Below are 21,962 nucleotides of genomic sequence, written 5' to 3' on the forward strand. Positions count from 1 at the left end.
ACGTCATTGCAGCGGTTCTTTCAGCGCGGCTGGAATCGGCAGCGGCATCACGTCGATGCCTTCTTCGACCAAGGACTGCGCATCCTCTGGCGTCGTGACGCCGCGAATGCTGCGTGCGGGCGCCTCGTTGTAATGGATGCGCCGCGCTTCCTCGGCGAAGCGCTCGCCCACGTTCTCGGTCTTCTCCAGCACCTCGCGCAGCGCGCGCATCACCTGCGCCTGCAGCGCACGCGGATCGGCCGGCTGCGCCTGCGTCGCGCCCGACAGGTTCAGGCGCGGCGCCGACGGCAGACGGTTGACCTCGGTGGTCCCGCACACCGGACATTCGACCAGCTTGCGGGACAACTGCGCTTCGAATTCATCGGCGGAAGCGAACCAGCCTTCGAACCGATGACCGTGCGGGCACTGTAAATCGAGGACCTTCATGCTGAATCAGGGCGTGTGACGAGTGTAGCGCAAAAAGCGGTTTTGTGAACGATCGTGCTAAATCGCGATCACGCGGCGCGAATGCGCCACATCACGGGATTGTAACGCGGTGCCCCGGCCGCCGCTGACGCCGTGCTCAGGGCGTGACGACCGGCCCGAGCGGCCACGTGCCGGACAGCACCTTGTCGAGCCACATCGTGCCAATGATCGTCTTCACGTCGGAGATCTGGCCCGTGCGCACCCATTCCTGCAGATCTGCCAGCGTCGCGGTGAAGGTTTCGAGGAATTCGCCTTCGTCGAGCTTGCGCTCGCCGGCCGTGAGCCCGCGCGCGAGGTACAGGTCGATGAATTCGGTCGAATAGGAAATGATCGGGTGGATGCGGGCCAGGAACACGTACTCGCGCGCCGTGTAGCCGGTTTCCTCGCGCAGTTCGCGCACCGCGCACGCGAGCGCGCCTTCGTTCGGGTCGAGCTTGCCGGCCGGGAATTCGGCCATCACCTTGCCGATCGGATAGCGGAACTGGCTTTCCATCAGCACGCGGCCGTCGTCGAACAGCGGGATCACCATCACCGCACCCGGGTGCTGGACGTATTCGCGCGTGGCCTTCTTGCCGTCCGGCAGACGGACGGTGTCGCGCTTGAGCTTGAGGAACGCGCCTTCGAAGATCGCCTCGCTCTCGAGGCAGGTTTCGGTCAGTGCGGCGTCGTGATTGGGTAGTTCGGCCATCGGCGGCTCCTGAATGAGCACGACGGACGGCCGAAGCCGTCAGCGTCGTTTGACGAGATACTGGAACGTGAAGCCGGGAAACGCGAACACGACGAAGAGACTGAACGTGATCGCGTAAAACTGCCAGCCCTGTTCGAAGCGGTTGCCGGCGCGCGACTCGAGCCAGAAGCCGAGCGCGCCGACGACGAAGTACAGCACGATCAGCTCGCCGATCCGCACCCACGCGTTCTTCTTGGTCGCGCCGAACGGCACGACGGCGAAGAGGCGTTGGTTCAGGAACGGCAGGTTGGCGCAGACGAGCGCCAACAGCACGATGAACCAGCCGGCTGCCGACATTACAGCGGCAGCGTGTGACGGATTGCCTGCAGGCAGGCAGTCAGCAGCGGGCTCGGGATCAGGCCGAGCACGACGACCGCCAGGCCGTTCAGCACGAGGATCGTGCGCTTGCAGAAATCGCCCGAGATCGGCGTCGAATCCTGCGGGGCATCGAAGTACATCAGCTTCACGATGCGCAGGTAGTAGAACGCACCGAACAGCGACGTGATCACGGCCAGCACGGCCAGCCACGTGAGGCCCGCGTTGACGGTCGCCTCGAGCACGGCCAGCTTCGCGTAGAAGCCGACGGTCGGCGGGATGCCGGCCAGCGAGAACATCATGACCATCATCACGAACGCGAACACCGGGCTGCGCTTGTTGAGGCCCTTGAAGTCGTCGATCGTTTCCGCTTCGAAATCGCGGCGCGCGAGCAGCATCACCACGCCGAACGAGCCGAGCGTCGTGATCAGGTAGACGATCGCGTAGAACATCGCCGAGCTGTACGCGTTCGCCGGTGCCGCCGCGTCGCCCTTCACGATGCCCGCGAGCAGGCCGAGCAGCACGAAGCCCATGTTCGAGATCGCCGAGTACGCGAGCATCCGCTTGATGTTGCGCTGGACGATACCGGTGATGTTACCGACGATCAGCGACAGCGCGGCGAGGATCACGAGCGCGGTCTGCCAGTTCTGGGCGAGCGGCAGCAGGCCCATCACCAGGAAGCGCAGGCCCCATGCGAACGCGGCAACCTTCGGGCCGCCGCCGACGAACAGCGTCATCGCGGTCGGTGCGCCCTGGTAGACGTCCGGCACCCACATGTGGAACGGCACGGCGCCGAGCTTGAACGCGATACCGGCGACGATGAAGATCACGCCGAACATCAGCACGGCCGCGTCGGTGTTGCCGCCGACCGCCTTGTACACCTCACCCAGTTCGAGCGAGCCGGTCGCGCCGTAGAGCATCGAGATGCCGTACAGCACGAAGCCCGACGCGAGCGCGCCCAGCACGTAGTACTTCATCGCGGCTTCGCTCGACTGTGCGGCGTCGCGGCGCAGCGCGATGACCGCGTACAGCGACAGCGACATCAGTTCGAGGCCGAGGTACAGCGTCAGGAAGTTGTTGCCCGACACCATGACCAGCTGACCGAGCAGCGAGAACATGCCGAGCAGGAACACGTCGCCGCGGAACATGTCGCGGTCTTCGAGGTACTTGCGCGAATAGACGAGCGAGACCGCGAAACCGAACGACACGACCGCCTTCATCATGCTCGCGAACGAGTCGACGACGATCATCTTCGAGAAGAAGTAGTACGGCTGCGGGTCGAGCGCCTGGACCGCGAACCACACGCCGGCGACCACCGACGAGACGACTGCGATCAGATAGGTCAGGCGGCGACCGGAAGCACCGGCAAAGGTGTCGTTCAGCCATGCGACGACGATGGCGGCCATCACCAGCGCGTCGGGCAACAGGACATTCATAGGAGCGTTCATGATCTTGAGTTCCTCCGCTCGCGATTACTGGGCCAGCGGCAGCTTCGACTGCGCGACGTGGGAGAGGAGGTTTTCGACGGAAACGTGCATCACGTCGGTGAAAGGCTTCGGATACAGGCCCATCAGCAGCGTGAACGCGGCGAGCACGGCCAGCATCAGGAATTCGCGACGGCCGATGTCCTTCAGCTTGGCGACGTGATCGTTCGCCACCGCGCCGAAATACACGCGCTTGTACATCCACAGCGTGTAGGCCGCGCCGAGGATCAGCGTGAATGCCGCGCCGAATGCGATCCAGAAGTTGTACTGGACGGCCGCGAGAATCACCATGAACTCGCCGACGAAACCCGACGTACCCGGCAGGCCGCAGTTGGCCATCGAGAACAGCATCGCGAATGCCGCGAACTTCGGCATCACGTTCACGACGCCGCCGTAGTCGGCGATCTGGCGCGAGTGCACGCGGTCGTACAACACGCCGATGCAGAGGAACATCGCGCCCGACACGAAGCCGTGCGAGATCATCTGGATGATCGCGCCTTCGACGCCGAGCTGGTTGAAGATGAAGAAGCCGAGCGTGACGAAGCCCATGTGCGCGATCGACGAATACGCGACCAGCTTCTTCATGTCGGCCTGCACCATCGCGACGAGGCCGATGTAGATCACCGCGATCAGCGACAGCGTGATCACGACGGGTGCCAGGAAGTGGCTCGCGTCAGGCGTGATCGGCAGCGAGAAGCGCAGGAAACCGTATGCGCCGAGCTTCAGCATAATCGCAGCCAGCACGACCGAGCCGCCTGTCGGCGCTTCCACGTGCGCGTCCGGCAGCCACGTGTGCACCGGCCACATCGGCACCTTCACCGCGAACGCGAGGAAGAAGGCAATGAACAGCAAGATCTGTGGCGTCATCGCGATCTTCGCGTTCTGCCACGTCGCGAGGTCGAACGAATGCGTTTCCGTGTACAGGTAGATCAGCGCGACCAGCATCAGCAGCGAGCCGGCCAGCGTGTACAGGAAGAACTTGAATGCCGCATACACGCGGTTCGGGCCGCCCCACACGCCGATGATGATGTACATCGGGATCAGGGTCGCCTCGAAGAACACGTAGAACAGCAGGCCGTCGGCCGCCGAGAACACGCCGATCATGATCCCGGACAGGATCAGGAATGCCGCGAGGTACTGCGCGACGTTCTCGGTGATCACTTCCCATGCGGCGATCACGACGATCACCGTGATCAGCGCGGTCAGCACGACGAACCACATCGAGATGCCGTCGACGCCGAGGTGATACGCAATGTCGAAGCGTTCGATCCAGGTCGACTTCTCGACGAACTGCAGCGCGGCCGTGCTCGAGTCGAAGCCCGTGATCAACGGGATCGTGACCGCGAGGCCGAGCAGCGCGCCGATCAGCGCAACCCAGCGGGCCGTCCCCGGATTTTTGTCGTTACCTACCGCCAACACGAGGAGGCCGAAAACGATCGGCAGCCAGATCGCGGTACTGAGAATCGGAAAAGCGTGCATTAGTGTTGTCTCCCCGCCTTATTTGCCGCCGAGCGTTACAAACAGGGTCAGGAGCCCCAGCATGCCGATGATCATGGCGAACGCGTAGTGATAGATGTAACCGGATTGGAGGAAGCGGATCACGCCGGCGAACCAGCCGATGAACCGGGCGCTGCCGTTGACGAGGCCATCGATCACCACGACGTCACCCTCCTTCCACAGGCCGCGGCCGATCGCCACCGAACCGCGGGCGAACACCACTTCGTTGATCTTGTCCATGTAGTACTTGTTGTCCAGCAGCGTGTAGATCGGGCCGAACGCGCGGCGGATCGACGCCGGCAGCTCCGGACGCTTCAGGTACAGGAACCACGCGACGACCACACCGGCGAGCGCCAGCCACACCGGCAGGCCCGACACCGAGTGCAGGCCCATGCCCACCCAGCCGTGGAACTCTTCGGCCATCTCGGCGAGTGCCGGATGGTTTTCGCCGATGAAGATCACCTTGTCGAATGCGACGCCGTGCTGGAAGAAATCGCCGAACAGCATCGGGCTGATCGCGATCGCGCCGATGATCACCGACGGGATCGCCAGCAGGACCAGCGGCACCCACACGACCCACGGGGTCTCGTGCGGCTCGTGCGCGTGGTCGTCATGACCGTGGCCGTGATCGTCGTGACCGTGCGCGGCCGCCATGCCCATCGGCGATTCCGGATGCTTCGGCTTGCGGAAGCGCTCCTCGCCGTGGAACACCAGGAAGTACATGCGGAACGAGTACAGCGCCGTGACGAACACGCTCGCGACGACCGCGAAGTACGCGAAGCCCGAACCCGGCAGGTGCGACAGCTTCACCGCGTCGATGATCGAGTCCTTCGAGTAGAAGCCCGAGAAGAACGGCGTGCCAATCAGCGCGAGCGAACCGACGAGCGACGTGATCCACGTGATCGGCATGTACTTGCGCAGGCCGCCCATGTTGCGCATGTCCTGGTCGTGGTGCATGCCCATGATGACCGAGCCGGCGCCGAGGAACAGCAGCGCCTTGAAGAACGCGTGCGTCATCAGGTGGAACACGGCGACCGGGTAAGCGGACACGCCGAGCGCGACGGTCATGTAGCCGAGCTGCGACAGCGTCGAGTACGCGACCACGCGCTTGATGTCGTTCTGGACGATGCCGAGGAAGCCCATGAAGAGCGCCGTGATCGCGCCGATCACCGTGATGAACGACAGCGCGGTATCCGACAGTTCGAACAGCGGCGACATGCGCGACACCATGAAGATGCCGGCCGTCACCATCGTCGCCGCGTGAATCAGCGCCGAGATCGGGGTCGGGCCTTCCATCGAGTCCGGCAGCCACACGTGCAGCGGGAACTGGGCCGACTTACCCATCGCGCCGATGAACAGGCAGATACAGGCAACGGTCAGCAGGCCCCAGTCGGTGCCCGGGAAGTGCAGGCTCGCCAGTTCGGCGCGCTTCGCGAACACTTCGCCGTAGTTCATCGAGCCGGCGAACGCGAGCAGCAGGCCGATGCCGAGCAGGAAGCCGAAGTCGCCCACGCGGTTCACGAGGAACGCCTTCATGTTCGCGTAGATCGCGCTCTCACGCGTGAAGTAGAAGCCGATCAGCAGGTACGACACCAGACCCACCGCTTCCCAGCCGAAGAACAGCTGCAGGAAGTTGTTGCTCATCACGAGCATCAGCATCGAGAACGTGAACAGCGAGATGTACGAGAAGAAGCGCTGGTAGCCGTCTTCCTCCGCCATGTAGCCGATCGTGTACACGTGCACCATCAGCGAGACGAAGGTCACGACGACCATCATCATCGCGGTCAGCGAATCGACGAGGAAGCCGACTTCGAGCTTCAGCGAGCCGACGTTCATCCATTCGTAGACGGTCGCGTTGAAGCTCGCGCCGCCCATCACGTCGAAGAAGACTTTCGCCGACAGGAGGAACGCGATCAATACGCCGAGGATCGTGATCCGGTGTGCGCCCTTGCGCCCGACTGCGTTCCCGAACAGCCCCGCAATCAGCGAGCCGGCCAGCGGAGCGAGCGGAATCGCCAGCAGCAGGTTTTCATTGAGTGTCGTTGACATAACAGCGTAGCCTGAAATTAACCTTTGAGCTGATCGAGATCCTCGACATTGATCGTGTCGAGCTTACGGAACAGGGTCACCAGAATCGCGAGGCCGATCGCGGCTTCCGCGGCGGCGACGGTCAGCACGAAGAACACGAAGATCTGGCCGTGCACGTCGCCGAGGTAATGCGAGAACGCGACGAAGTTGGTGTTCACCGCCAGCAGCATCAGTTCGATCGACATCAGGATGATGATGACGTTGCGGCGGTTCAGGAAAATCCCGACGATCGCGATCGCGAACAGGATCGCGCCGAGCACAAGGTAGTGAGCAAGAGTCAGCATGGTTTTCTTTTCCTCCGCTTAGCCGTTGGTGCCCGAACCGGCTTCGCTCTGCGCCGTTTCCGGCTGCGGCTTGTCCGCTTCCATCTTCACGAGGCGCACGCGGTCGTTGCGGCGCACCTTGACCTGATCCGACACGCGCTGGCGCTTGCTGTCCTTGCCCTTGCGTTCGGTCAGCCCGATCGCGGCAATGATCGCGACCAGCAGCACGAGGCCGGCGATTTCGAACGCGAAGATGTAGTCGGTGTAGATCACCTTGCCGATCAGGCGCGTATTCGACCAGTTGGCCATCTCGCCCGTCGCCATCGCATGCACGGTGTGCGTGTCGCCGTAACCGCGCCACAGGATCAGCGCGGTTTCGATCACGATGATCGCGCCGACCACGGTCGCCATCGGCACGAAGCGCTTGAAGTCGCGGCGCAGGTAGTCGATGTTGATGTCCAGCATCATCACGACGAACAGGAACAGCACCATCACCGCGCCCACGTAGACCAGAACCAGCAGGATCGCGAGGAACTCCGCTTCCAGCAGCATCCAGATCGCGGCGGCGTTGAAGAACGCCAGCACAAGGAAAAGCGCAGACGCCACCGGGTTGCGCGAAGTGATCACCTTCAGCCCTGATACCACCAGGAGCAGCGCGAAGATGTAGAACAGTACGGTCGTGAATTCCATGATTACCGGTTCATCGTTAGGCCATAGTCAGGCGCGGCTTGCGGAACGCCCGCACCCGTCGCGGCGGCTCGGCCCGTGCATCGTTCATGCCGGGCCGGCACTGCAAACACAATCAACGATACGGCGCGTCGGCAGCCTTCGCCGCGGCGATGTCCTTCTCGTAGCGATCGCCCACCGCGAGCAGCATTTCCTTCGTGAAATACAGGTCGCCGCGCTTTTCGCCGTGGTACTCGAGAATCTGCGTCTCGACGATCGAATCGACCGGGCAGCTCTCTTCGCAGAAACCGCAGAAGATGCACTTCGTCAGGTCGATGTCGTAGCGCGTCGTGCGGCGCGTGTTGTCCGCGCGCGTTTCCGATTCGATCGTGATCGCCAGCGCGGGGCACACGGCCTCGCACAGCTTGCACGCGATGCAGCGCTCTTCGCCGTTTTCGTAGCGGCGCAGCGCGTGCAGCCCGCGGAAACGCGGCGAAATCGGGGTCTTCTCTTCCGGGAACTGCACGGTGAACTTGCGCTTGAACGTGTAGCGACCGGTCAGCGCGAGCCCCTTCAGCAGCTCGGTCAGGAAGAAAGTCTTAAAGAAGTGTTGGATAGCCGTCATGATTTCGTCCTTACTTCACCCAGATGTTCAGCGGCGACATCATCCAGAAGCCAACCACGATCACCCAGACCACCGTGACGGGCAGGAACACCTTCCAGCCCAGACGCATGATCTGGTCGTAACGGTAGCGCGGGAACGTCGCGCGCACCCAGATGAACACCGACAGCAGCGCGAAGACCTTCAGCACCAGCCAGAAGATGCCCGGGATGAACGACAGGAATTCGAACGGTGCGTCCCAGCCGCCGAGGAACAGCGTCGCGGCCAGTGCCGAGATCACGATCATGTTGATGTACTCGGCGAGGAAGAACAGCGCGAACGCCATGCCCGAGTAATCGATCATGTGACCCGCGACGATCTCCGACTCCCCTTCCACCACGTCGAACGGGTGACGGTTCGTTTCGGCGATGCCCGAGATGAAGTAGACGACGAACGCCGGCAGCAGCGGCAGCCAGTTCCACGACAGGAAATTCACGCCGTGGCCGGCGAAGAAGCCGTGCTGTTGCGAGCCGACGATTTCCGACAGGTTCAGGCTGCCGGCCGTCATCAGCACGAGCACCAGCGCGAAGCCCATCGAGATTTCGTACGACACCATCTGCGCCGCGGCGCGCATCGCGCCGAGGAACGCGTACTTCGAGTTCGACGCCCAGCCGGCGAGAATCACCGCGTACACGCCGATCGACGAGATCGCCATCGCGTACAGCAGGCCCGCGTTCACGTTCGCGAGCACGGCTTCCGCCTGGAACGGAATCACCGCCCACACCGCGAACGCCGGCACGACCGTCATCACCGGCGCGATCAGGTACAGCCAGCGGCTGGCGGCGCTCGGCTGAATGACTTCCTTCAGCAGCAGCTTCAGCACGTCGGCGATCGGCTGCAGCAGGCCGCCGGGGCCGACGCGGTTCGGGCCGAGACGCACGTGCATCCAGCCGATCAGCTTGCGTTCCCACAGAATCAGGTACGCGACGCACAGCAGGATGACGACGGAGACGACGAGGATGCGCACGACTGCCCACACCGTCGGCCACGCGAAGCCGAGAAGCTCGGCCCCGCCCGCGTTGATCGTATCGAACAAGCTCATTTACGCCTTCTCCACCACCAGTTCACCGGACAGGCTGCCGAGCGCTGCGCCGGCAGGCGTCGCCGCCGACACGCGAACGACCGTCTCCGCAAGATTCGCGTCGCGCACGGCCGGCAACTGCACCGCACGCTCGCCCTGGCGCACGCGCACGGCGTCGCCTTCCTTCAAGCCCAGCTTGTCGAACAGCGCGGCCGGCAGGGCTGCGGCATTCGCCGCCTTCGCGGCGGCCGTCAGGTGCAGCGCACCCGCGCGGCGCACAAGTGCGTCGGCGTGATAGATCGGCACATCGGCCAGGCGCTCGAAACCGCCATTCGCGGCATTCGCCGCGGCACGGGCCGGCGCGACCGACGTCTGGTTCGACAGGCGGCCCGCGACGCCGGCGTCGCCGAGCGCGGCGAGACGCACTTCTTCCGCGGTCTCGTATTCGAAGCTCGGCAGGCCGAGCAGGCTGCCCAGCACGCGCAGGACCTTCCAGGCCGGACGCGTGTCGCCGAGCGGGCGCACGACGCCGTTGAAGCTCTGCACGGTGCCTTCCGCGTTGACGAACGTACCGGCCGTTTCCGTGAACGGCGCGACCGGCAGCAGCACGTCGGCGTAGTCGAGGCCGTGCTTGAACGGCGACATCACGACGACCATTTCAGCCTGGTTCAGCGCGGCAAGCGCCTGTGCCGGATCGGCGGTGTCGAATTCCGGTTCGACGTTCAGCAGCACATAGCCCTTGCGCGGCTGCTCGAACGCTTCGCGTGCGTTCAGGCCGCCTTCGCCCGGCAGTGCGCCGACGACGTGCGCACCGACCGTGTTCGCCGCTTCCGTCAGGAAGCCGAACGTGGCGCCGGTGTTGTCGGCGATCCACTGCGCGACGGCGTGCAGCTTCGCGAATTGCGGATGACGGACCGCGACGTTGCCGAGCAGCACCGCGCGGCGTTCGCCGTTCGCGAGCGACTGCGCGACAGCCTGGGCGGCCGGCGATGCCGTGACGCCCGCGAGCGCGTCGGGCAGCGCGACGCTGCGCAGTTGCGCGACGGCGGCGGCGATGCCGGCCAGCTCGTCGAGCCATGCGGACGGCGCGGCGACGATGCGTTGCGCGGTCGGGATCAGCGAATCGTCACCGGTCGCGTGCAGGAAATGCAGCTTCGCGCCGTTCTTCGCAGCCTGACGCAGGCGCGATGCGAACAGCGGGTGGTCGCGGCGCAGGAACGACCCGACGACGAACGCGGCGTCCACGTTCGACAGATCGGCGATCGGCATGCCGAGCCACGGCGCGCCCTGGACCGGTGCCGAGAAATCCTGCTGACGCAGACGGAAGTCGACGTTCGGCGTCTTCAGTTCGTTGGCGAGCTGCTTCACGAGGAACAGCTCTTCCGCGGTGCTGTGCGCGCTCGCGAGCATCGCCAGCGCGTTCGCGCCGTGATCCGCGGCGATGCCCTTCAGGCCCTTCGCGACGTATTCGAGCGCGGTCTGCCAGTCGGTCTCGATCCACTGGCCGCCCTGCTTCAGCATCGGCTTCGTCAGGCGCTCTTCACTGTTGAGGCCTTCATACGAGAAGCGGTCCTTGTCCGAGATCCAGCATTCGTTGATCGCTTCGTTCTCGAACGGCAGCACGCGCATCACGCGGTTGTTCTTCACCTGCACGACGAGGTTCGCGCCGACGGAATCGTGCGGGCTCACCGACTTGCGGCGCGACAGTTCCCACGTACGGGCGCTGTAGCGGAACGGCTTGCTGGTCAGCGCGCCGACCGGGCACAGGTCGATCATGTTGCCCGACATTTCGGAGTCGACCGTCTTGCCGACGAACGTCGTGATTTCCGAATGCTCGCCGCGGCCCAGCATGCCGAACTCCATCACGCCGGCAATTTCCTGGCCGAAGCGGACGCAGCGCGTGCAGTGGATGCAGCGCGACATTTCTTCCATCGAGATCAGCGGGCCCACGTTCTTGTGGAACACCACGCGCTTTTCTTCCGAGTAGCGCGACGACGACTTGCCGTAGCCGACCGCCAGATCCTGCAACTGGCATTCGCCGCCCTGATCGCAGATCGGGCAATCGAGCGGGTGATTGATGAGGAGGAATTCCATCACCGACTGCTGCGCCTTCACAGCCTTGTCGGACTGCGTGCGGACGATCATGCCGGCCGACACGGGGGTCGCGCAGGCAGGTACGGCCTTCGGCATCTTCTCGACTTCGACGAGACACATCCGGCAGTTGGCCGCGACCGACAGTTTCTTGTGATAGCAGAAGTGAGGAATGTACGTATCCGCCTTGTGCGCAGCCTGGATCACCATGCTGCCTTCGGGCACCTCGACCTTCTTGCCGTCTATTTCAAGTTCAACCATGATGGTGAATGGTCCTTAACCTATTTCCGCCCGTTCGCGCCTTGGCCCGACCGTGCGCTCAAATTCCGCAACCGGGTTCGCTTCAGGCTGCCGCCGCGTGCGCGTGGCCGCCGACCATGCAGTGCTTGTGCTCGACGTGGTACGCGAATTCGTCCCAGTAGTGCTTGAGCATCCCGCGAACCGGCATCGCCGCCGCATCGCCGAGCGCGCAGATCGTGCGGCCCATGATGTTCTCGGCCACCGAGTTCAGCAGGTCCAGATCTTCCTGGCGCCCTTCGCCGTGCTCGATACGGTTCACGACGCGATACAGCCAGCCGGTGCCTTCACGGCACGGCGTGCACTGACCGCACGATTCCTCGTAGTAGAAGTACGACAGGCGCAGCAGCGAACGCACCATGCAGCGCGTCTCGTCCATCACGATCACCGCACCGGAACCGAGCATCGAGCCGGCCTTCGCGATCGAGTCGTAGTCGAGATCCGTCTGCATCATGATGTCGCCCGGGATCACCGGCGCCGACGACCCGCCCGGAATCACGGCCTTGATCTTCTTGCCGCCGCGCATCCCGCCGGCGAGCTCCATCAGCGTCGCGAACGGCGTGCCAAGCGGCACTTCGTAGTTGCCCGGGCGCTCGACGTCGCCCGACACCGAGAAAATCTTCGTGCCGCCGTTGTTCGGCTTGCCGATCTCGAGGTAATTCTGCGGCCCGATGGACAGCAGGAACGGCACCGCGGCAAACGTCTCGGTGTTGTTGATCGTGGTCGGCTTGCCGTACACGCCGAAGCTCGCCGGGAACGGCGGCTTGAAGCGCGGCTGGCCCTTCTTGCCTTCGAGCGACTCGAGCAGCGCCGTTTCCTCGCCGCAGATGTACGCGCCGTAACCGTGGTGCGCGTGCAGCTGGAACGAGAATTCCGAGCCCATGATGTTGTCGCCGAGGAACCCGGCCGCGCGTGCTTCATCGAGCGCGGCTTCGAAGCGTCGATACACTTCGAAGATCTCGCCGTGGATGTAGTTGTAGCCGACGGTGATGCCCATCGCGTATGCGCCGATGGCCATGCCTTCGATCAGCGCGTGCGGGTTCCAGCGCAGGATGTCGCGATCCTTGAACGTGCCCGGCTCGCCTTCGTCCGAGTTGCAGACGAGGTACTTCTGCCCCGGGAACTGACGCGGCATGAAGCTCCACTTCAGGCCGGTCGGGAAGCCCGCGCCGCCGCGGCCGCGCAGGCCCGACGCCTTCACGTCGGCGATCACCTGCTCGGGCGGAATCTTTTCTTCGAGAATGCGGCGCAGCTGCTTGTAGCCGCCGCGCGCAACGTAGTCTTCGAGGTGCCAGTTCTCGCCGTTCAGACCAGCGAGGATCAGCGGTTTGATGTGACGGTCGTGGAGGGACGTCATTTCGAGAGCTCCTCAAGCAGCTGGTCGATCTTCTCGCGGCTCATGAAGCTGCACATTCTGTGATTGTTCACCAGCAGCACCGGCGCATCGCCGCACGAGCCCATGCATTCACCTTCCTTCAGCGTGAACTTGCCGTCGGGCGTGGTCTCGCCGAAGCCGATGCCCAGCTTCTGTTTCAGGTAGTCGGCAGTCGCTTCCGCGCCGCCGTGCGGGCCGAGCTGGCACGGCAGGTTCGTGCAGAGCGTGATCTTGTGCTTGCCGACCGGTTTGAGCTCGTACATCGTGTAGAACGTCGCGACTTCCTGCACGGCAACGGCCGGCATGCCGAGATAGTCCGCGACGAACTGCATCAGTTCGGGCGACAGCCAGCCGTGCTCTTCTTGAGCGACGGCCAACGCCGACATCACGGCGGACTGTTTCTGATCGGCGGGATACTTCGTCAACGCTCGATCGATTTCCTTCAGGCCTTCAGCTGAGATCATTTTCAGACACGACTCTTTCAATTCCTACCGAACGAACAACCTGCCGCACACTGGGGTGCATGGACGGCAGACCTGGCGCTCACTCTGTTGACAGCTTGCGAAGCCGCGCCGGTTCGGCGCATACCGCTTGTGACTTCGCGTGTGACTGACTGCTCGCCGCCCGCGCTCGCGGGCGGCGCAACCATTAGCGATCGATTTCGCCGAACACGATGTCCTGCGTACCGATGATCGTGACGGCGTCGGCGATCATGTGACCGCGCGCCATTTCGTCGAGCGACGCCAGGTGCGCGAAACCCGGCGCGCGAATCTTGAGGCGATACGGCTTGTTGGCGCCATCGGACACGAGGTAGATGCCGAACTCACCCTTCGGATGCTCGACCGCCGCGTACGCTTCGCCTTCCGGCACATGGAAACCTTCGGTGAAGAGCTTGAAGTGGTGAATCAAGTCTTCCATGTTGGTCTTCATGCCGACGCGCGACGGCGGGGCAACCTTGTGATTGTCCGTCATCACCGGGCCCGGATTCTTGCGGAGCCACTCAATACACTGTTTCGCGATGCGGATCGACTGGCGCATTTCTTCGACGCGCACAAGATAGCGGTCGTAGCAATCGCCGTTCACGCCGACCGGCACGTCGAAATCCATCCGATCGTACACTTCGTAGGGCTGCTTCTTGCGCAGGTCCCACGCGATGCCCGAGCCGCGCAGCATCGGGCCGGTCAGGCCCATCTGCAGCGCACGCTCCGGGCTCACCACGCCGATCCCGACCAGACGCTGTTTCCAGATCCGGTTGTCGGTCAGCAGCGTTTCGTATTCGTCGACGCACTTCGGGAAGCGCGTGAAGAAATCGTCGATGAAGTCGAGCACCGAGCCGCTGCGCGCTTCGTTCATCTTCGCAAGCGCCTTCTCGTTGCGAATCTTCGACGCCTTGTATTGCGGCATTGCGTCAGGCAGATCGCGATAGACGCCGCCCGGACGATAGTAGGCCGCGTGCATCCGGGCGCCGGACACCGCTTCGTACACGTCCATCAGGTCTTCGCGTTCGCGGAAAGCGTACAGGAACACGGCCATCGCGCCGACGTCGAGTGCGTGCGCGCCGATCCACATCAGGTGGTTCAGCACGCGCGTGATTTCGTCGAACAGCACGCGGATGTACTGCGCGCGCTCCGGCACTTCGATGCCGAGCAGCTTTTCGATCGCGAGCACGTAGCCGTGCTCGTTGACCATCATCGACACGTAGTCGAGACGGTCCATGTACGGCACGGACTGGATGAAGGTCTTGGATTCCGCGAGCTTTTCGGTCGCGCGGTGCAGCAGGCCGATGTGCGGATCGGCACGCTGGATGACTTCGCCATCGAGCTCGAGCACGAGGCGCAGCACGCCGTGCGCTGCCGGGTGCTGCGGGCCGAAGTTGAGCGTGTAGTTCTTGATTTCTGCCATGACGCCCCCTTAATGTTTCAGACCGCCATAGCGATCCTCGCGGATCACGCGCGGCGTGATTTCGCGCGGCTCGATCGTCACCGGCTGGTACACGACCCGCTTCTCTTCCGGGTCGTAACGCATTTCGACGTAGCCCGACACCGGGAAGTCCTTGCGGAACGGGTGACCGATGAAGCCGTAGTCGGTGAGGATGCGGCGCAGGTCGGGGTGGCCTTCGAACACGATGCCGTACAGGTCGAACGCTTCGCGCTCGTACCAGTTCGCCGAGGTCCAGATGTCGACCAGCGACGCCACGATCGGCAGATCGTCGTCCGGCGCGAATGCGCGCAGGCGCAGGCGCCAGTTGTTCGTGACCGACAGCAGGTGCGACACGGCCGCGAAGCGCGGGCCGTCGTAGGCGCCGTCACCGAAGGTCTGGTAGTCGACGCCGCAGAGGTCGATCAGTTGCTCGAAACGGAGCTTCGGATCGTCGCGCAGCGTCTTTGCGACTTCGAGGTAATCGCTCGCCTTCACGACGAGCGTCAGTTCACCGATCGCTTCGGTGAGGCTCACCACGCGCGCGCCGAGCGCGGCTTCGAGGTTTGCCTTGAGGGTCTCGATTTTGCTTGCCATATTGAGGGGACGCTCGGGGCTTTATTGACGGGCGATGGTATTGGTGCGGCGGATCTTCGCCTGAAGCTGGATCACGCCGTAGACCAGCGCCTCGGCCGTGGGCGGACAGCCCGGCACATAGACGTCGACCGGCACAATCCGGTCGCAGCCGCGGACCACCGAGTACGAGTAGTGGTAATAACCACCGCCGTTGGCGCACGACCCCATCGAGATCACCCAGCGCGGCTCGGCCATCTGGTCGTACACGCGGCGCAGCGCGGGCGCCATCTTGTTGCACAGCGTGCCGGCGACGATCATCACGTCCGACTGACGCGGGCTCGGGCGAAACACGACGCCGAACCGGTCCAGATCGTAACGGGCCGCGCCCGCATGCATCATCTCGACGGCGCAACACGCGAGCCCGAACGTCATCGGCCACAGCGAGCCGGTACGCGTCCAGTTGATCAGCTTGTCAGCCGTCGTGGTGACAAACCCTTCCTTCAAGACCCCTTCGATACTCATTTGCTTTCCACTCCAGACGAGCGACCGAGCGTGGCCGCTCATGCAAACCGGCGATTAACCCATCACTCCCAGTCGAGCCCGCCTTTCTTCCAGATATAGGCAAAGCCCAGCAGGAATTCGAGCAGAAAAATCATCATTGCGATGAAACCCGGCCAGCCGATGTCCCGGAGCGCGACGCCCCACGGGAACAGGAATGCGGTTTCGAGATCGAAGATGATGAACAGGATGGCGACGAGGTAATACCGGACGTCGAATTTCATCCGGGCGTCTTCAAAGGCTTCGAAGCCGCACTCGTACGGTGCGTTCTTCTCGACGTCCGGCTTGTTGGGACCAAGGAGCTTGCCGATGCTGACCAGCGCTATACCTAAACCAGTGCCCACGAGGAGGAACAACAAGACGGGGTAATAGGCTGCGAGGTTCAAGGCAATCCTCTATCGGTTGGTTCTGAGCGTCCGGAGAATACCACTTCCGGCGGAAGGAATCATTTCGGAGTGCAGGCGATCGCAAGACAACCGCAAGCCCACCCCACAAATGAAAAATGCCAGCCACTGGAAGCGGCTGGCATTGAGTAACTTTGGTGCCGACGGCGAGACTCGAACTCGCACAGCTTTCGCCACTACCCCCTCAAGATAGCGTGTCTACCAATTTCACCACGTCGGCACTGCATGCAACTCGGGTTGTGCTGCTCGTTCCCGCGAATCGCTTCAAGAATTAAATTCTAACCCGAGTTCCGGATTTGTTCAACGCACAACCGCAAAAAAATTAACTTTTTATTTCGGGACATCCTGGCCCGGCGCGCTTGCGGCCGAACCGGCGGCAGCCGACGCCGCGACAGCCGGCGCCGATGCCGCGGGGGCCGATGCCGGCGCGGTCACTGCCGTGCCGAGCACGCCTGCCGACGGCGTCGACTTGTACGAACCGAGGTACGTCAGCGCGAGCGTCGCGACGAAGAAGATCGTCGCGAGAATGCCCGTCGTGCGCGACAGGAAGTTCGCCGAGCCCGTCGCACCGAACAGACTGCCCGACGCGCCGCTGCCGAATGCGGCGCCCATGTCGGCACCCTTGCCGTGCTGCAGCAGCACGAGCCCAATCACACCGAGTGCAGACAGCACCTGCACCACAATAATCAGCGTCTTGAATAACAGCATCACACCCACCCGATTGGATCGGGCGACCGGACCGACCGGCCGCCGTCATGGTTCAATTCGATCTCGGACCGCTCAACGCGCGGCCCGGCAGATCGCCAGGAAATCTTCCGCCTTCAGCGACGCGCCGCCGATCAGGCCGCCGTCGATGTCCGGCTGCGCGAACAGCTCTTCCGCGTTGTCCGGCTTCACGCTGCCGCCGTACAGCACGGACACGTCCGCCGCACCCTTTGCCGCGAGACGCGTCCGCAGGAACGCATGCACGTCCTGCGCCTGCGCCGACGTCGCGCTCTTGCCCGTGCCGATCGCCCAGACCGGCTCGTACGCGACGACGATACGCGCGGCCTCGTCAGCCGTCAGCACGGCCAGCACCGCGTCGAGCTGCGCACCGACGACCTGCTCGGTCGCACCCGACTCGCGCTCGTCGAGCGTCTCGCCGACACACACGACCGGCACGAGGCCGGCCGCGAGCGCGCGCTGCGTCTTCGCCGCGACCGTCTCGTTGCTTTCGCCGTGATACGCGCGACGCTCCGAGTGGCCGACGATCGCATACCGCGCGCCGAACTCCGCCACCATCGCAGCCGCCACCTCACCGGTGAATGCGCCTTGCTCGTGCGCGGACACGTCCTGCGCACCGAACGCGACACGGCCACCGCCAAGCTGCGCCTGAACCTGCGCGAGATACGGGAACGGCACGCACACGCCGATCGACGTTTCAGCCGCCACCGTGCCCGCGCCCTGCACCACTTCGTTCAGCAGCGCCTGGTTGCCGGCCAGCCGGCCGTGCATCTTCCAGTTGCCGATCACTCGCTTTGTTCGTTGTTTCGACATCGTGTCTGTCTCGTCACTATCTTGTCATTAACGTGCCGGAACCCGGCCGTCAGGTTGGATCTGGCGAAGCAAACCCGCGATTTTACTGCGCGCGGCTTGAACCGGTCAAACCGCGCATGTCAAGCCCGCCGCACGGGCCGTCAGGCGTTCGTTCCCCAATCGAGCACGATCTTGCCGGTATGCTCGCTGCTTTCCATCAGCGCATGCGCCTGTGCGGCGTCCGCGGCGGGCAACACGCGATAGATCACCGGCTTGATGCGGCCGTCGGCGAGCAGCGGCCACACGCGCGCCTTCAGCTGCGCGGCGATACGGGCCTTGAATTCGACCGGGCGCGGACGCAGCGTCGAACCGGTCACGGTCAGCCGGCGGCGCAGGATCTCGCTCAGGTTGACCTCGGCCTTCGCGCCGCCGAGCAGCGCGATCAGCACGAGACGGCCGCCGTCCGCGAGCGCGGCCAGCTCGCGCGGCACGTACGAGCCCGCCACCATGTCGAGGATCACGTCGACACCGCGATCGTGCGTCAGCGACTTCACGACTTCGACGAAGTCTTCGGTCTTGTAGTTGATCGCGCGCTCGGCGCCAAGCGCCTCGCACGCACGGCATTTGTCGGCGGTGCCGGCCGTCGCGAACACGCGAAAGCCGAGCGCATGCGCGATCTGGATCGCCGTCACGCCAATGCCGCTCGAGCCGCCCTGCACGAGCAGGGTCTCCTGCTCACCGCCCTCGCCCGCGCCGAGCTGCGCACGGTCGAACACGTTGCTCCACACGGTGAAAAACGTTTCGGGCAGCGAGGCGGCCTCGATATCGGTGAGACCATCCGGCACCGGCAGGCACTGCGGCAGCGGCGCGACCGCATATTCGGCATAGCCGCCGCCCGCGAGCAGCGCGCACACGCGATCGCCCAGTTTCAGCCCGAACGGGTTCAGGGCCGCATCGGACAAATCGCCGCCGACGATCTCGCCCGCGACCTCGAGGCCCGGCAGATCCGACGCACCCGGCGGCGGCGCATAGGCACCCTTGCGCTGGAACACGTCGGGCCGGTTCACGCCGGAAGCCGCCACCTTGATCAGCACCTCGCCGCGCTTCGGTTCGGGGCGCGGACGCTCCGCGAGCTTCAGCACGTCGGGGGCGCCGAATTCGGTGATTTCGATGGCTTTCATGGTGAGAGTCGCTCCAGGATCGGAATCGGATGGCACGCCCGTGCGCACGGCGCGGGCGCCTCGCCGGCGCTGCTGCGCCGCACAACGATGCTACAGAAAAAACGGCCGGCACGCTTTCGCACTGCCGGCCGTTGATCCGCCTGTCCGCTTACTGCTGCGGCGGCGTATCCGACTGCGCTGCCGCCGCTGCTTCATTCAGCAGCGCCTTGGCCGACAGACGCACGCGACCCTTCTCGTCCGTCTGGATCACCTTGACCTTCACCTGCTGACCTTCCTTCAGGTAGTCGTTGATGTCCTTCACGCGCTCGTTGACGATTTCCGAGATGTGCAGCAGGCCATCCTTGCCCGGCAGCAGATTCACGATCGCGCCGAAATCGAGCAGCTTGAGCACCGTGCCTTCATACACCTGACCGACTTCGATCTCGGCCGTGATTTGCTCGATGCGCTTCTTCGCTTCGGCCATGCCTTCGCTGCTCGTGCTGGCGATCGTCACGACGCCGTCATCCGAGATGTCGATGGTCGTGCCCGTTTCTTCCGTCAGCGCGCGGATCACCGAACCGCCCTTGCCGATCACGTCGCGGATCTTTTCCGGGTTGATCTTGACCGTGATCATGCGCGGCGCGAATTCCGACAGTTGCGTGTTCGCACCCGACACCGCCGACGTCATCTTGCCGAGGATGTGCAGGCGGCCTTCCTTCGCCTGCGCGAGCGCGACCTGCATGATTTCCTTCGTGATGCCCTGGATCTTGATGTCCATCTGCAGCGCCGTCACGCCTTGCTCCGTGCCGGCCACCTTGAAGTCCATGTCGCCGAGGTGATCTTCGTCGCCGAGGATGTCGGTCAGCACCGCGAACTTGTTGCCTTCGAGGATCAGGCCCATCGCGATACCCGCGACGTGCGCCTTCATCGGCACGCCGGCGTCCATCAGCGCGAGGCAGCCGCCGCACACCGACGCCATCGACGACGAACCGTTCGACTCGGTGATTTCCGACACGACACGGATCGAGTAGCCGAATTCGTCGGCGCTCGGCAGGCACTTGACCAGCGCGCGCTTGGCCAGACGGCCGTGGCCGATTTCGCGGCGCTTCGGCGAGCCGACGCGGCCCGTTTCGCCGGTCGCGAACGGGGGCATGTTGTAGTGGAGCATGAAGCGCTCGCGGTATTCGCCTTCGAGCGCGTCGATGATCTGCTCGTCACCCTTCGTGCCGAGCGTCGCGACGACCAGCGCCTGCGTTTCGCCGCGCGTGAACAGCGCCGAGCCGTGGGTACGCGGCAGCACGCCGGTGCGGATTTCGATCGGACGCACGGTGCGCGTGTCACGGCCGTCGATGCGCGGCTCGCCGTTCAGGATCTGCGAACGGACGATCTTCGCTTCGATGTCGAACAGCACGTTGCCGACCGTGGCCTTGTCGGCCGCGACCGTACCGGCCGCCAGCGCGTCTTCCTCGAGCTTCGCCGAGGTTGCCGCATAGACTTCCTTCAGCTTCGCCGAACGCGCCTGCTTGTCGCGGAGCTGGTAAGCGGCGAGCAGATCGTTCTGCGCCAGCTCGGTCACGCGCGCGATCAGCGCCTCGTTCTTCGGCGCCGGCTGCCAGTCCCACTCGGGCTTGCCGCCGTCGCGCACCAGTTCGTGGATCGCGTCGATCGCGATCTGCATCTGCTCGTGGCCGAACACCACGGCGCCCAGCATCACTTCTTCCGACAGTTGGTCGGCTTCCGACTCGACCATCAGCACGGCGCGCTCCGTACCCGCGACGACGAGGTCGAGGCTCGATGCCTTGAGCTGGTCACGCGTCGGGTTCAGCACGTACGCGTTGTCGATGTATGCCACGCGTGCGGCACCGACCGGGCCGTTGAACGGCAGGCCCGACACGGCGAGCGCGGCCGATGCGCCGATCAGCGCGGGGATGTCGGCCGGGATTTCCGGGTTCACGGACAGCACGTGGATCACGACCTGGACTTCGTTGTAGAAGCCTTCCGGGAACAGCGGGCGCAGCGGACGGTCGATCAGGCGCGACGTCAGCGTCTCGTGCTCCGACGGACGGCCTTCGCGGCGAAAGAAGCCGCCCGGGATCTTGCCGGCCGAGTAGGTCTTCTCGAGGTAGTCGACGGTCAACGGGAAGAAATCCTGGCCCGGCTTCGCCGACTTCGCGCCGACGACGGTTGCCAGCACGACGGTGTCTTCGACGTCGACGATCACGGCACCGCTCGCCTGGCGGGCGACTTCACCGGTTTCGAGGCGCACCTTGTGCTGGCCCCACTGGAATTCCTTCACGACCTTGTTGAACATGGACATGGTTGCTCCTTTGTATTCATGCATTTCATTCGCCGCGCCGGCCATCCCGCGCGGCGGCGTCCCGACCGAATCACCCGGAGCAAGGTGTGTTTTTTATGCCATTCCAGCGCGGCGCTCAGGCAGCGGCGCGCTGGAATGACACAAATCCTGCCCCGGTATCGGTCGTGGCGGCGGCCCCGCACGAACGTGCCGGACAGCCTGCGATGCGTGTGACGCTACGCACCGCGCAAAAACAAAATGCCTGTATCAGCGGACTGACACAGGCATCTTGCTGGCGGCAATCGCCTCGATTACTTACGCAGACCCAGCTTCTCGATCAGTGCGCGGTAACGGTCGGCATCCTTGCCCTTGAGGTAGTCGAGCAGCTTGCGGCGGCGGCTCACCATGCGCAGCAGGCCGCGGCGGCTGTGGTGATCCTTCGCGTGGGTCTTGAAGTGACCCGTCAGTTCGACGATACGTGCGGTCAGCAGTGCGACCTGGACTTCGGGCGACCCCGTGTCGTTGGTACCGCGGGCGAACTGAGCAACGACTTCCGACTTCTTGATATCTGCAACAGACATGTGAT

22 protein-coding genes and 1 tRNA gene are annotated in these 21,962 nt (G+C 64.1%); all 23 read right to left on the bottom strand.

Annotated elements, in window-relative coordinates; translation table 11 throughout:
• Window positions 1–3 precede the first annotated feature (3 nt).
• Window positions 4–426 (bottom strand): DUF1178 family protein, encoded by a 423-nt coding sequence (locus JMF86_RS11095; RefSeq protein ID WP_006478278.1) that lies wholly within the window; start codon window positions 424–426, stop codon window positions 4–6.
• Between the two features lie 136 nt (window positions 427–562).
• Complete coding sequence (locus tag JMF86_RS11100; RefSeq protein ID WP_006478277.1) at window positions 563–1,153, bottom strand: NUDIX domain-containing protein; 591 nt, start codon at window positions 1,151–1,153, stop codon at window positions 563–565.
• A gap of 39 nt (window positions 1,154–1,192) precedes the next feature.
• A complete protein-coding gene (locus tag JMF86_RS11105) occupies window positions 1,193–1,489 on the bottom strand; it encodes a DUF2818 family protein (RefSeq protein ID WP_006478276.1) in 297 nt (98 codons plus the stop codon).
• The gene (nuoN, locus tag JMF86_RS11110) at window positions 1,489–2,943 is read right to left on the bottom strand and encodes an NADH-quinone oxidoreductase subunit NuoN (protein ID WP_023476907.1); all 1,455 of its coding nucleotides are present in this window, start codon (window positions 2,941–2,943) and stop codon (window positions 1,489–1,491) included. Before nuoN ends, JMF86_RS11105 begins: the two co-directional genes overlap by 1 nt.
• A gap of 36 nt (window positions 2,944–2,979) precedes the next feature.
• Window positions 2,980–4,470, bottom strand: a complete 1,491-nt coding sequence (locus tag JMF86_RS11115; protein WP_006484881.1) for an NADH-quinone oxidoreductase subunit M — start codon at window positions 4,468–4,470, stop codon at window positions 2,980–2,982.
• 18 nt (window positions 4,471–4,488) lie between these two features.
• The gene (nuoL, locus tag JMF86_RS11120; RefSeq protein ID WP_124464122.1) at window positions 4,489–6,537 is read right to left on the bottom strand and encodes an NADH-quinone oxidoreductase subunit L; all 2,049 of its coding nucleotides are present in this window, start codon (window positions 6,535–6,537) and stop codon (window positions 4,489–4,491) included.
• 17 nt (window positions 6,538–6,554) lie between these two features.
• Complete coding sequence (gene nuoK / locus JMF86_RS11125) at window positions 6,555–6,860, bottom strand: NADH-quinone oxidoreductase subunit NuoK (protein WP_006478272.1); 306 nt, start codon at window positions 6,858–6,860, stop codon at window positions 6,555–6,557.
• Between the two features lie 18 nt (window positions 6,861–6,878).
• Window positions 6,879–7,529: an NADH-quinone oxidoreductase subunit J gene (locus tag JMF86_RS11130; RefSeq protein ID WP_011545812.1), complete on the bottom strand. Its 651-nt coding sequence runs from the start codon at window positions 7,527–7,529 to the stop codon at window positions 6,879–6,881.
• Window positions 7,530–7,641: 112 nt separating this feature from the next.
• Complete coding sequence (gene nuoI / locus JMF86_RS11135) at window positions 7,642–8,130, bottom strand: NADH-quinone oxidoreductase subunit NuoI (protein WP_006478270.1); 489 nt, start codon at window positions 8,128–8,130, stop codon at window positions 7,642–7,644.
• Window positions 8,131–8,140: 10 nt separating this feature from the next.
• Window positions 8,141–9,208, bottom strand: a complete 1,068-nt coding sequence (nuoH, locus tag JMF86_RS11140; RefSeq protein WP_006478269.1) for an NADH-quinone oxidoreductase subunit NuoH — start codon at window positions 9,206–9,208, stop codon at window positions 8,141–8,143.
• Entirely contained in the window at window positions 9,209–11,539 is a 2,331-nt protein-coding gene (nuoG, locus tag JMF86_RS11145) for an NADH-quinone oxidoreductase subunit NuoG (RefSeq protein WP_054928009.1), read from the bottom strand.
• Between the two features lie 82 nt (window positions 11,540–11,621).
• A complete protein-coding gene (gene nuoF / locus JMF86_RS11150) occupies window positions 11,622–12,932 on the bottom strand; it encodes an NADH-quinone oxidoreductase subunit NuoF (RefSeq protein ID WP_006478267.1) in 1,311 nt (436 codons plus the stop codon).
• Entirely contained in the window at window positions 12,929–13,414 is a 486-nt protein-coding gene (gene nuoE / locus JMF86_RS11155; protein ID WP_006478266.1) for an NADH-quinone oxidoreductase subunit NuoE, read from the bottom strand. The genes nuoF and nuoE overlap by 4 nt, the downstream gene beginning before the upstream one ends.
• 184 nt (window positions 13,415–13,598) lie before the next feature.
• Window positions 13,599–14,852 (bottom strand): NADH-quinone oxidoreductase subunit D, encoded by a 1,254-nt coding sequence (locus JMF86_RS11160; RefSeq protein WP_006478265.1) that lies wholly within the window; start codon window positions 14,850–14,852, stop codon window positions 13,599–13,601.
• 9 nt (window positions 14,853–14,861) lie between these two features.
• Window positions 14,862–15,464: an NADH-quinone oxidoreductase subunit C gene (locus tag JMF86_RS11165; RefSeq protein ID WP_006478264.1), complete on the bottom strand. Its 603-nt coding sequence runs from the start codon at window positions 15,462–15,464 to the stop codon at window positions 14,862–14,864.
• A gap of 21 nt (window positions 15,465–15,485) precedes the next feature.
• On the bottom strand, window positions 15,486–15,965 hold the full coding sequence (locus JMF86_RS11170) for an NADH-quinone oxidoreductase subunit B family protein (protein WP_006398799.1): 480 nt from the start codon (window positions 15,963–15,965) through the stop codon (window positions 15,486–15,488).
• A gap of 62 nt (window positions 15,966–16,027) precedes the next feature.
• The gene (locus JMF86_RS11175) at window positions 16,028–16,387 is read right to left on the bottom strand and encodes an NADH-quinone oxidoreductase subunit A (protein ID WP_006398798.1); all 360 of its coding nucleotides are present in this window, start codon (window positions 16,385–16,387) and stop codon (window positions 16,028–16,030) included.
• Between the two features lie 153 nt (window positions 16,388–16,540).
• Window positions 16,541–16,625, bottom strand: a tRNA-Leu gene (locus JMF86_RS11180).
• A gap of 110 nt (window positions 16,626–16,735) precedes the next feature.
• Window positions 16,736–17,113, bottom strand: a complete 378-nt coding sequence (secG, locus tag JMF86_RS11185; RefSeq protein WP_034201508.1) for a preprotein translocase subunit SecG — start codon at window positions 17,111–17,113, stop codon at window positions 16,736–16,738.
• Window positions 17,114–17,185: 72 nt separating this feature from the next.
• Window positions 17,186–17,941, bottom strand: a complete 756-nt coding sequence (gene tpiA / locus JMF86_RS11190) for a triose-phosphate isomerase (protein WP_006478261.1) — start codon at window positions 17,939–17,941, stop codon at window positions 17,186–17,188.
• A gap of 140 nt (window positions 17,942–18,081) precedes the next feature.
• Window positions 18,082–19,101, bottom strand: coding sequence for an NAD(P)H-quinone oxidoreductase (locus JMF86_RS11195; RefSeq protein WP_054928010.1), 1,020 nt, complete (start codon window positions 19,099–19,101; stop codon window positions 18,082–18,084).
• Window positions 19,102–19,249: 148 nt separating this feature from the next.
• Window positions 19,250–21,397: a polyribonucleotide nucleotidyltransferase gene (gene pnp / locus JMF86_RS11200; protein ID WP_011545817.1), complete on the bottom strand. Its 2,148-nt coding sequence runs from the start codon at window positions 21,395–21,397 to the stop codon at window positions 19,250–19,252.
• A 290-nt stretch (window positions 21,398–21,687) separates the two neighbouring features.
• A complete protein-coding gene (gene rpsO / locus JMF86_RS11205; RefSeq protein ID WP_006398792.1) occupies window positions 21,688–21,957 on the bottom strand; it encodes a 30S ribosomal protein S15 in 270 nt (89 codons plus the stop codon).
• Window positions 21,958–21,962 lie beyond the last annotated feature (5 nt).

The organism is Burkholderia sp. E168m15 (assembly GCF_016586105.1).
Classification (GTDB): Bacteria; Pseudomonadota; Gammaproteobacteria; order Burkholderiales; family Burkholderiaceae; genus Burkholderia; species Burkholderia orbicola.

What these genes read in the sequence shown, in the direction of transcription:
- nuoF (WP_006478267.1), bottom strand. Translation starts at nt 12,932, where the DNA reads ATGACGTCCCTCCACGACCGTCACATCAAACCGCTGATCCTCGCTGGT.
- JMF86_RS11115 (WP_006484881.1), bottom strand. Translation starts at nt 4,470, where the DNA reads ATGCACGCTTTTCCGATTCTCAGTACCGCGATCTGGCTGCCGATCGTT.
- pnp (WP_011545817.1), bottom strand. Translation starts at nt 21,397, where the DNA reads ATGTCCATGTTCAACAAGGTCGTGAAGGAATTCCAGTGGGGCCAGCAC.
- nuoH (WP_006478269.1), bottom strand. Translation starts at nt 9,208, where the DNA reads ATGAGCTTGTTCGATACGATCAACGCGGGCGGGGCCGAGCTTCTCGGC.
- JMF86_RS11130 (WP_011545812.1), bottom strand. Translation starts at nt 7,529, where the DNA reads ATGGAATTCACGACCGTACTGTTCTACATCTTCGCGCTGCTCCTGGTG.
- JMF86_RS11165 (WP_006478264.1), bottom strand. Translation starts at nt 15,464, where the DNA reads ATGGCAAGCAAAATCGAGACCCTCAAGGCAAACCTCGAAGCCGCGCTC.
- JMF86_RS11095 (WP_006478278.1), bottom strand. Translation starts at nt 426, where the DNA reads ATGAAGGTCCTCGATTTACAGTGCCCGCACGGTCATCGGTTCGAAGGC.
- JMF86_RS11170 (WP_006398799.1), bottom strand. Translation starts at nt 15,965, where the DNA reads ATGAGTATCGAAGGGGTCTTGAAGGAAGGGTTTGTCACCACGACGGCT.
- JMF86_RS11160 (WP_006478265.1), bottom strand. Translation starts at nt 14,852, where the DNA reads ATGGCAGAAATCAAGAACTACACGCTCAACTTCGGCCCGCAGCACCCG.
- secG (WP_034201508.1), bottom strand. Translation starts at nt 17,113, where the DNA reads ATGCTGTTATTCAAGACGCTGATTATTGTGGTGCAGGTGCTGTCTGCA.
- nuoI (WP_006478270.1), bottom strand. Translation starts at nt 8,130, where the DNA reads ATGACGGCTATCCAACACTTCTTTAAGACTTTCTTCCTGACCGAGCTG.
- nuoN (WP_023476907.1), bottom strand. Translation starts at nt 2,943, where the DNA reads ATGAATGTCCTGTTGCCCGACGCGCTGGTGATGGCCGCCATCGTCGTC.
- nuoE (WP_006478266.1), bottom strand. Translation starts at nt 13,414, where the DNA reads ATGATCTCAGCTGAAGGCCTGAAGGAAATCGATCGAGCGTTGACGAAG.
- nuoK (WP_006478272.1), bottom strand. Translation starts at nt 6,860, where the DNA reads ATGCTGACTCTTGCTCACTACCTTGTGCTCGGCGCGATCCTGTTCGCG.
- JMF86_RS11100 (WP_006478277.1), bottom strand. Translation starts at nt 1,153, where the DNA reads ATGGCCGAACTACCCAATCACGACGCCGCACTGACCGAAACCTGCCTC.
- nuoL (WP_124464122.1), bottom strand. Translation starts at nt 6,537, where the DNA reads ATGTCAACGACACTCAATGAAAACCTGCTGCTGGCGATTCCGCTCGCT.
- tpiA (WP_006478261.1), bottom strand. Translation starts at nt 17,941, where the DNA reads ATGTCGAAACAACGAACAAAGCGAGTGATCGGCAACTGGAAGATGCAC.
- JMF86_RS11105 (WP_006478276.1), bottom strand. Translation starts at nt 1,489, where the DNA reads ATGTCGGCAGCCGGCTGGTTCATCGTGCTGTTGGCGCTCGTCTGCGCC.
- rpsO (WP_006398792.1), bottom strand. Translation starts at nt 21,957, where the DNA reads ATGTCTGTTGCAGATATCAAGAAGTCGGAAGTCGTTGCTCAGTTCGCC.
- JMF86_RS11195 (WP_054928010.1), bottom strand. Translation starts at nt 19,101, where the DNA reads ATGAAAGCCATCGAAATCACCGAATTCGGCGCCCCCGACGTGCTGAAG.
- nuoG (WP_054928009.1), bottom strand. Translation starts at nt 11,539, where the DNA reads ATGGTTGAACTTGAAATAGACGGCAAGAAGGTCGAGGTGCCCGAAGGC.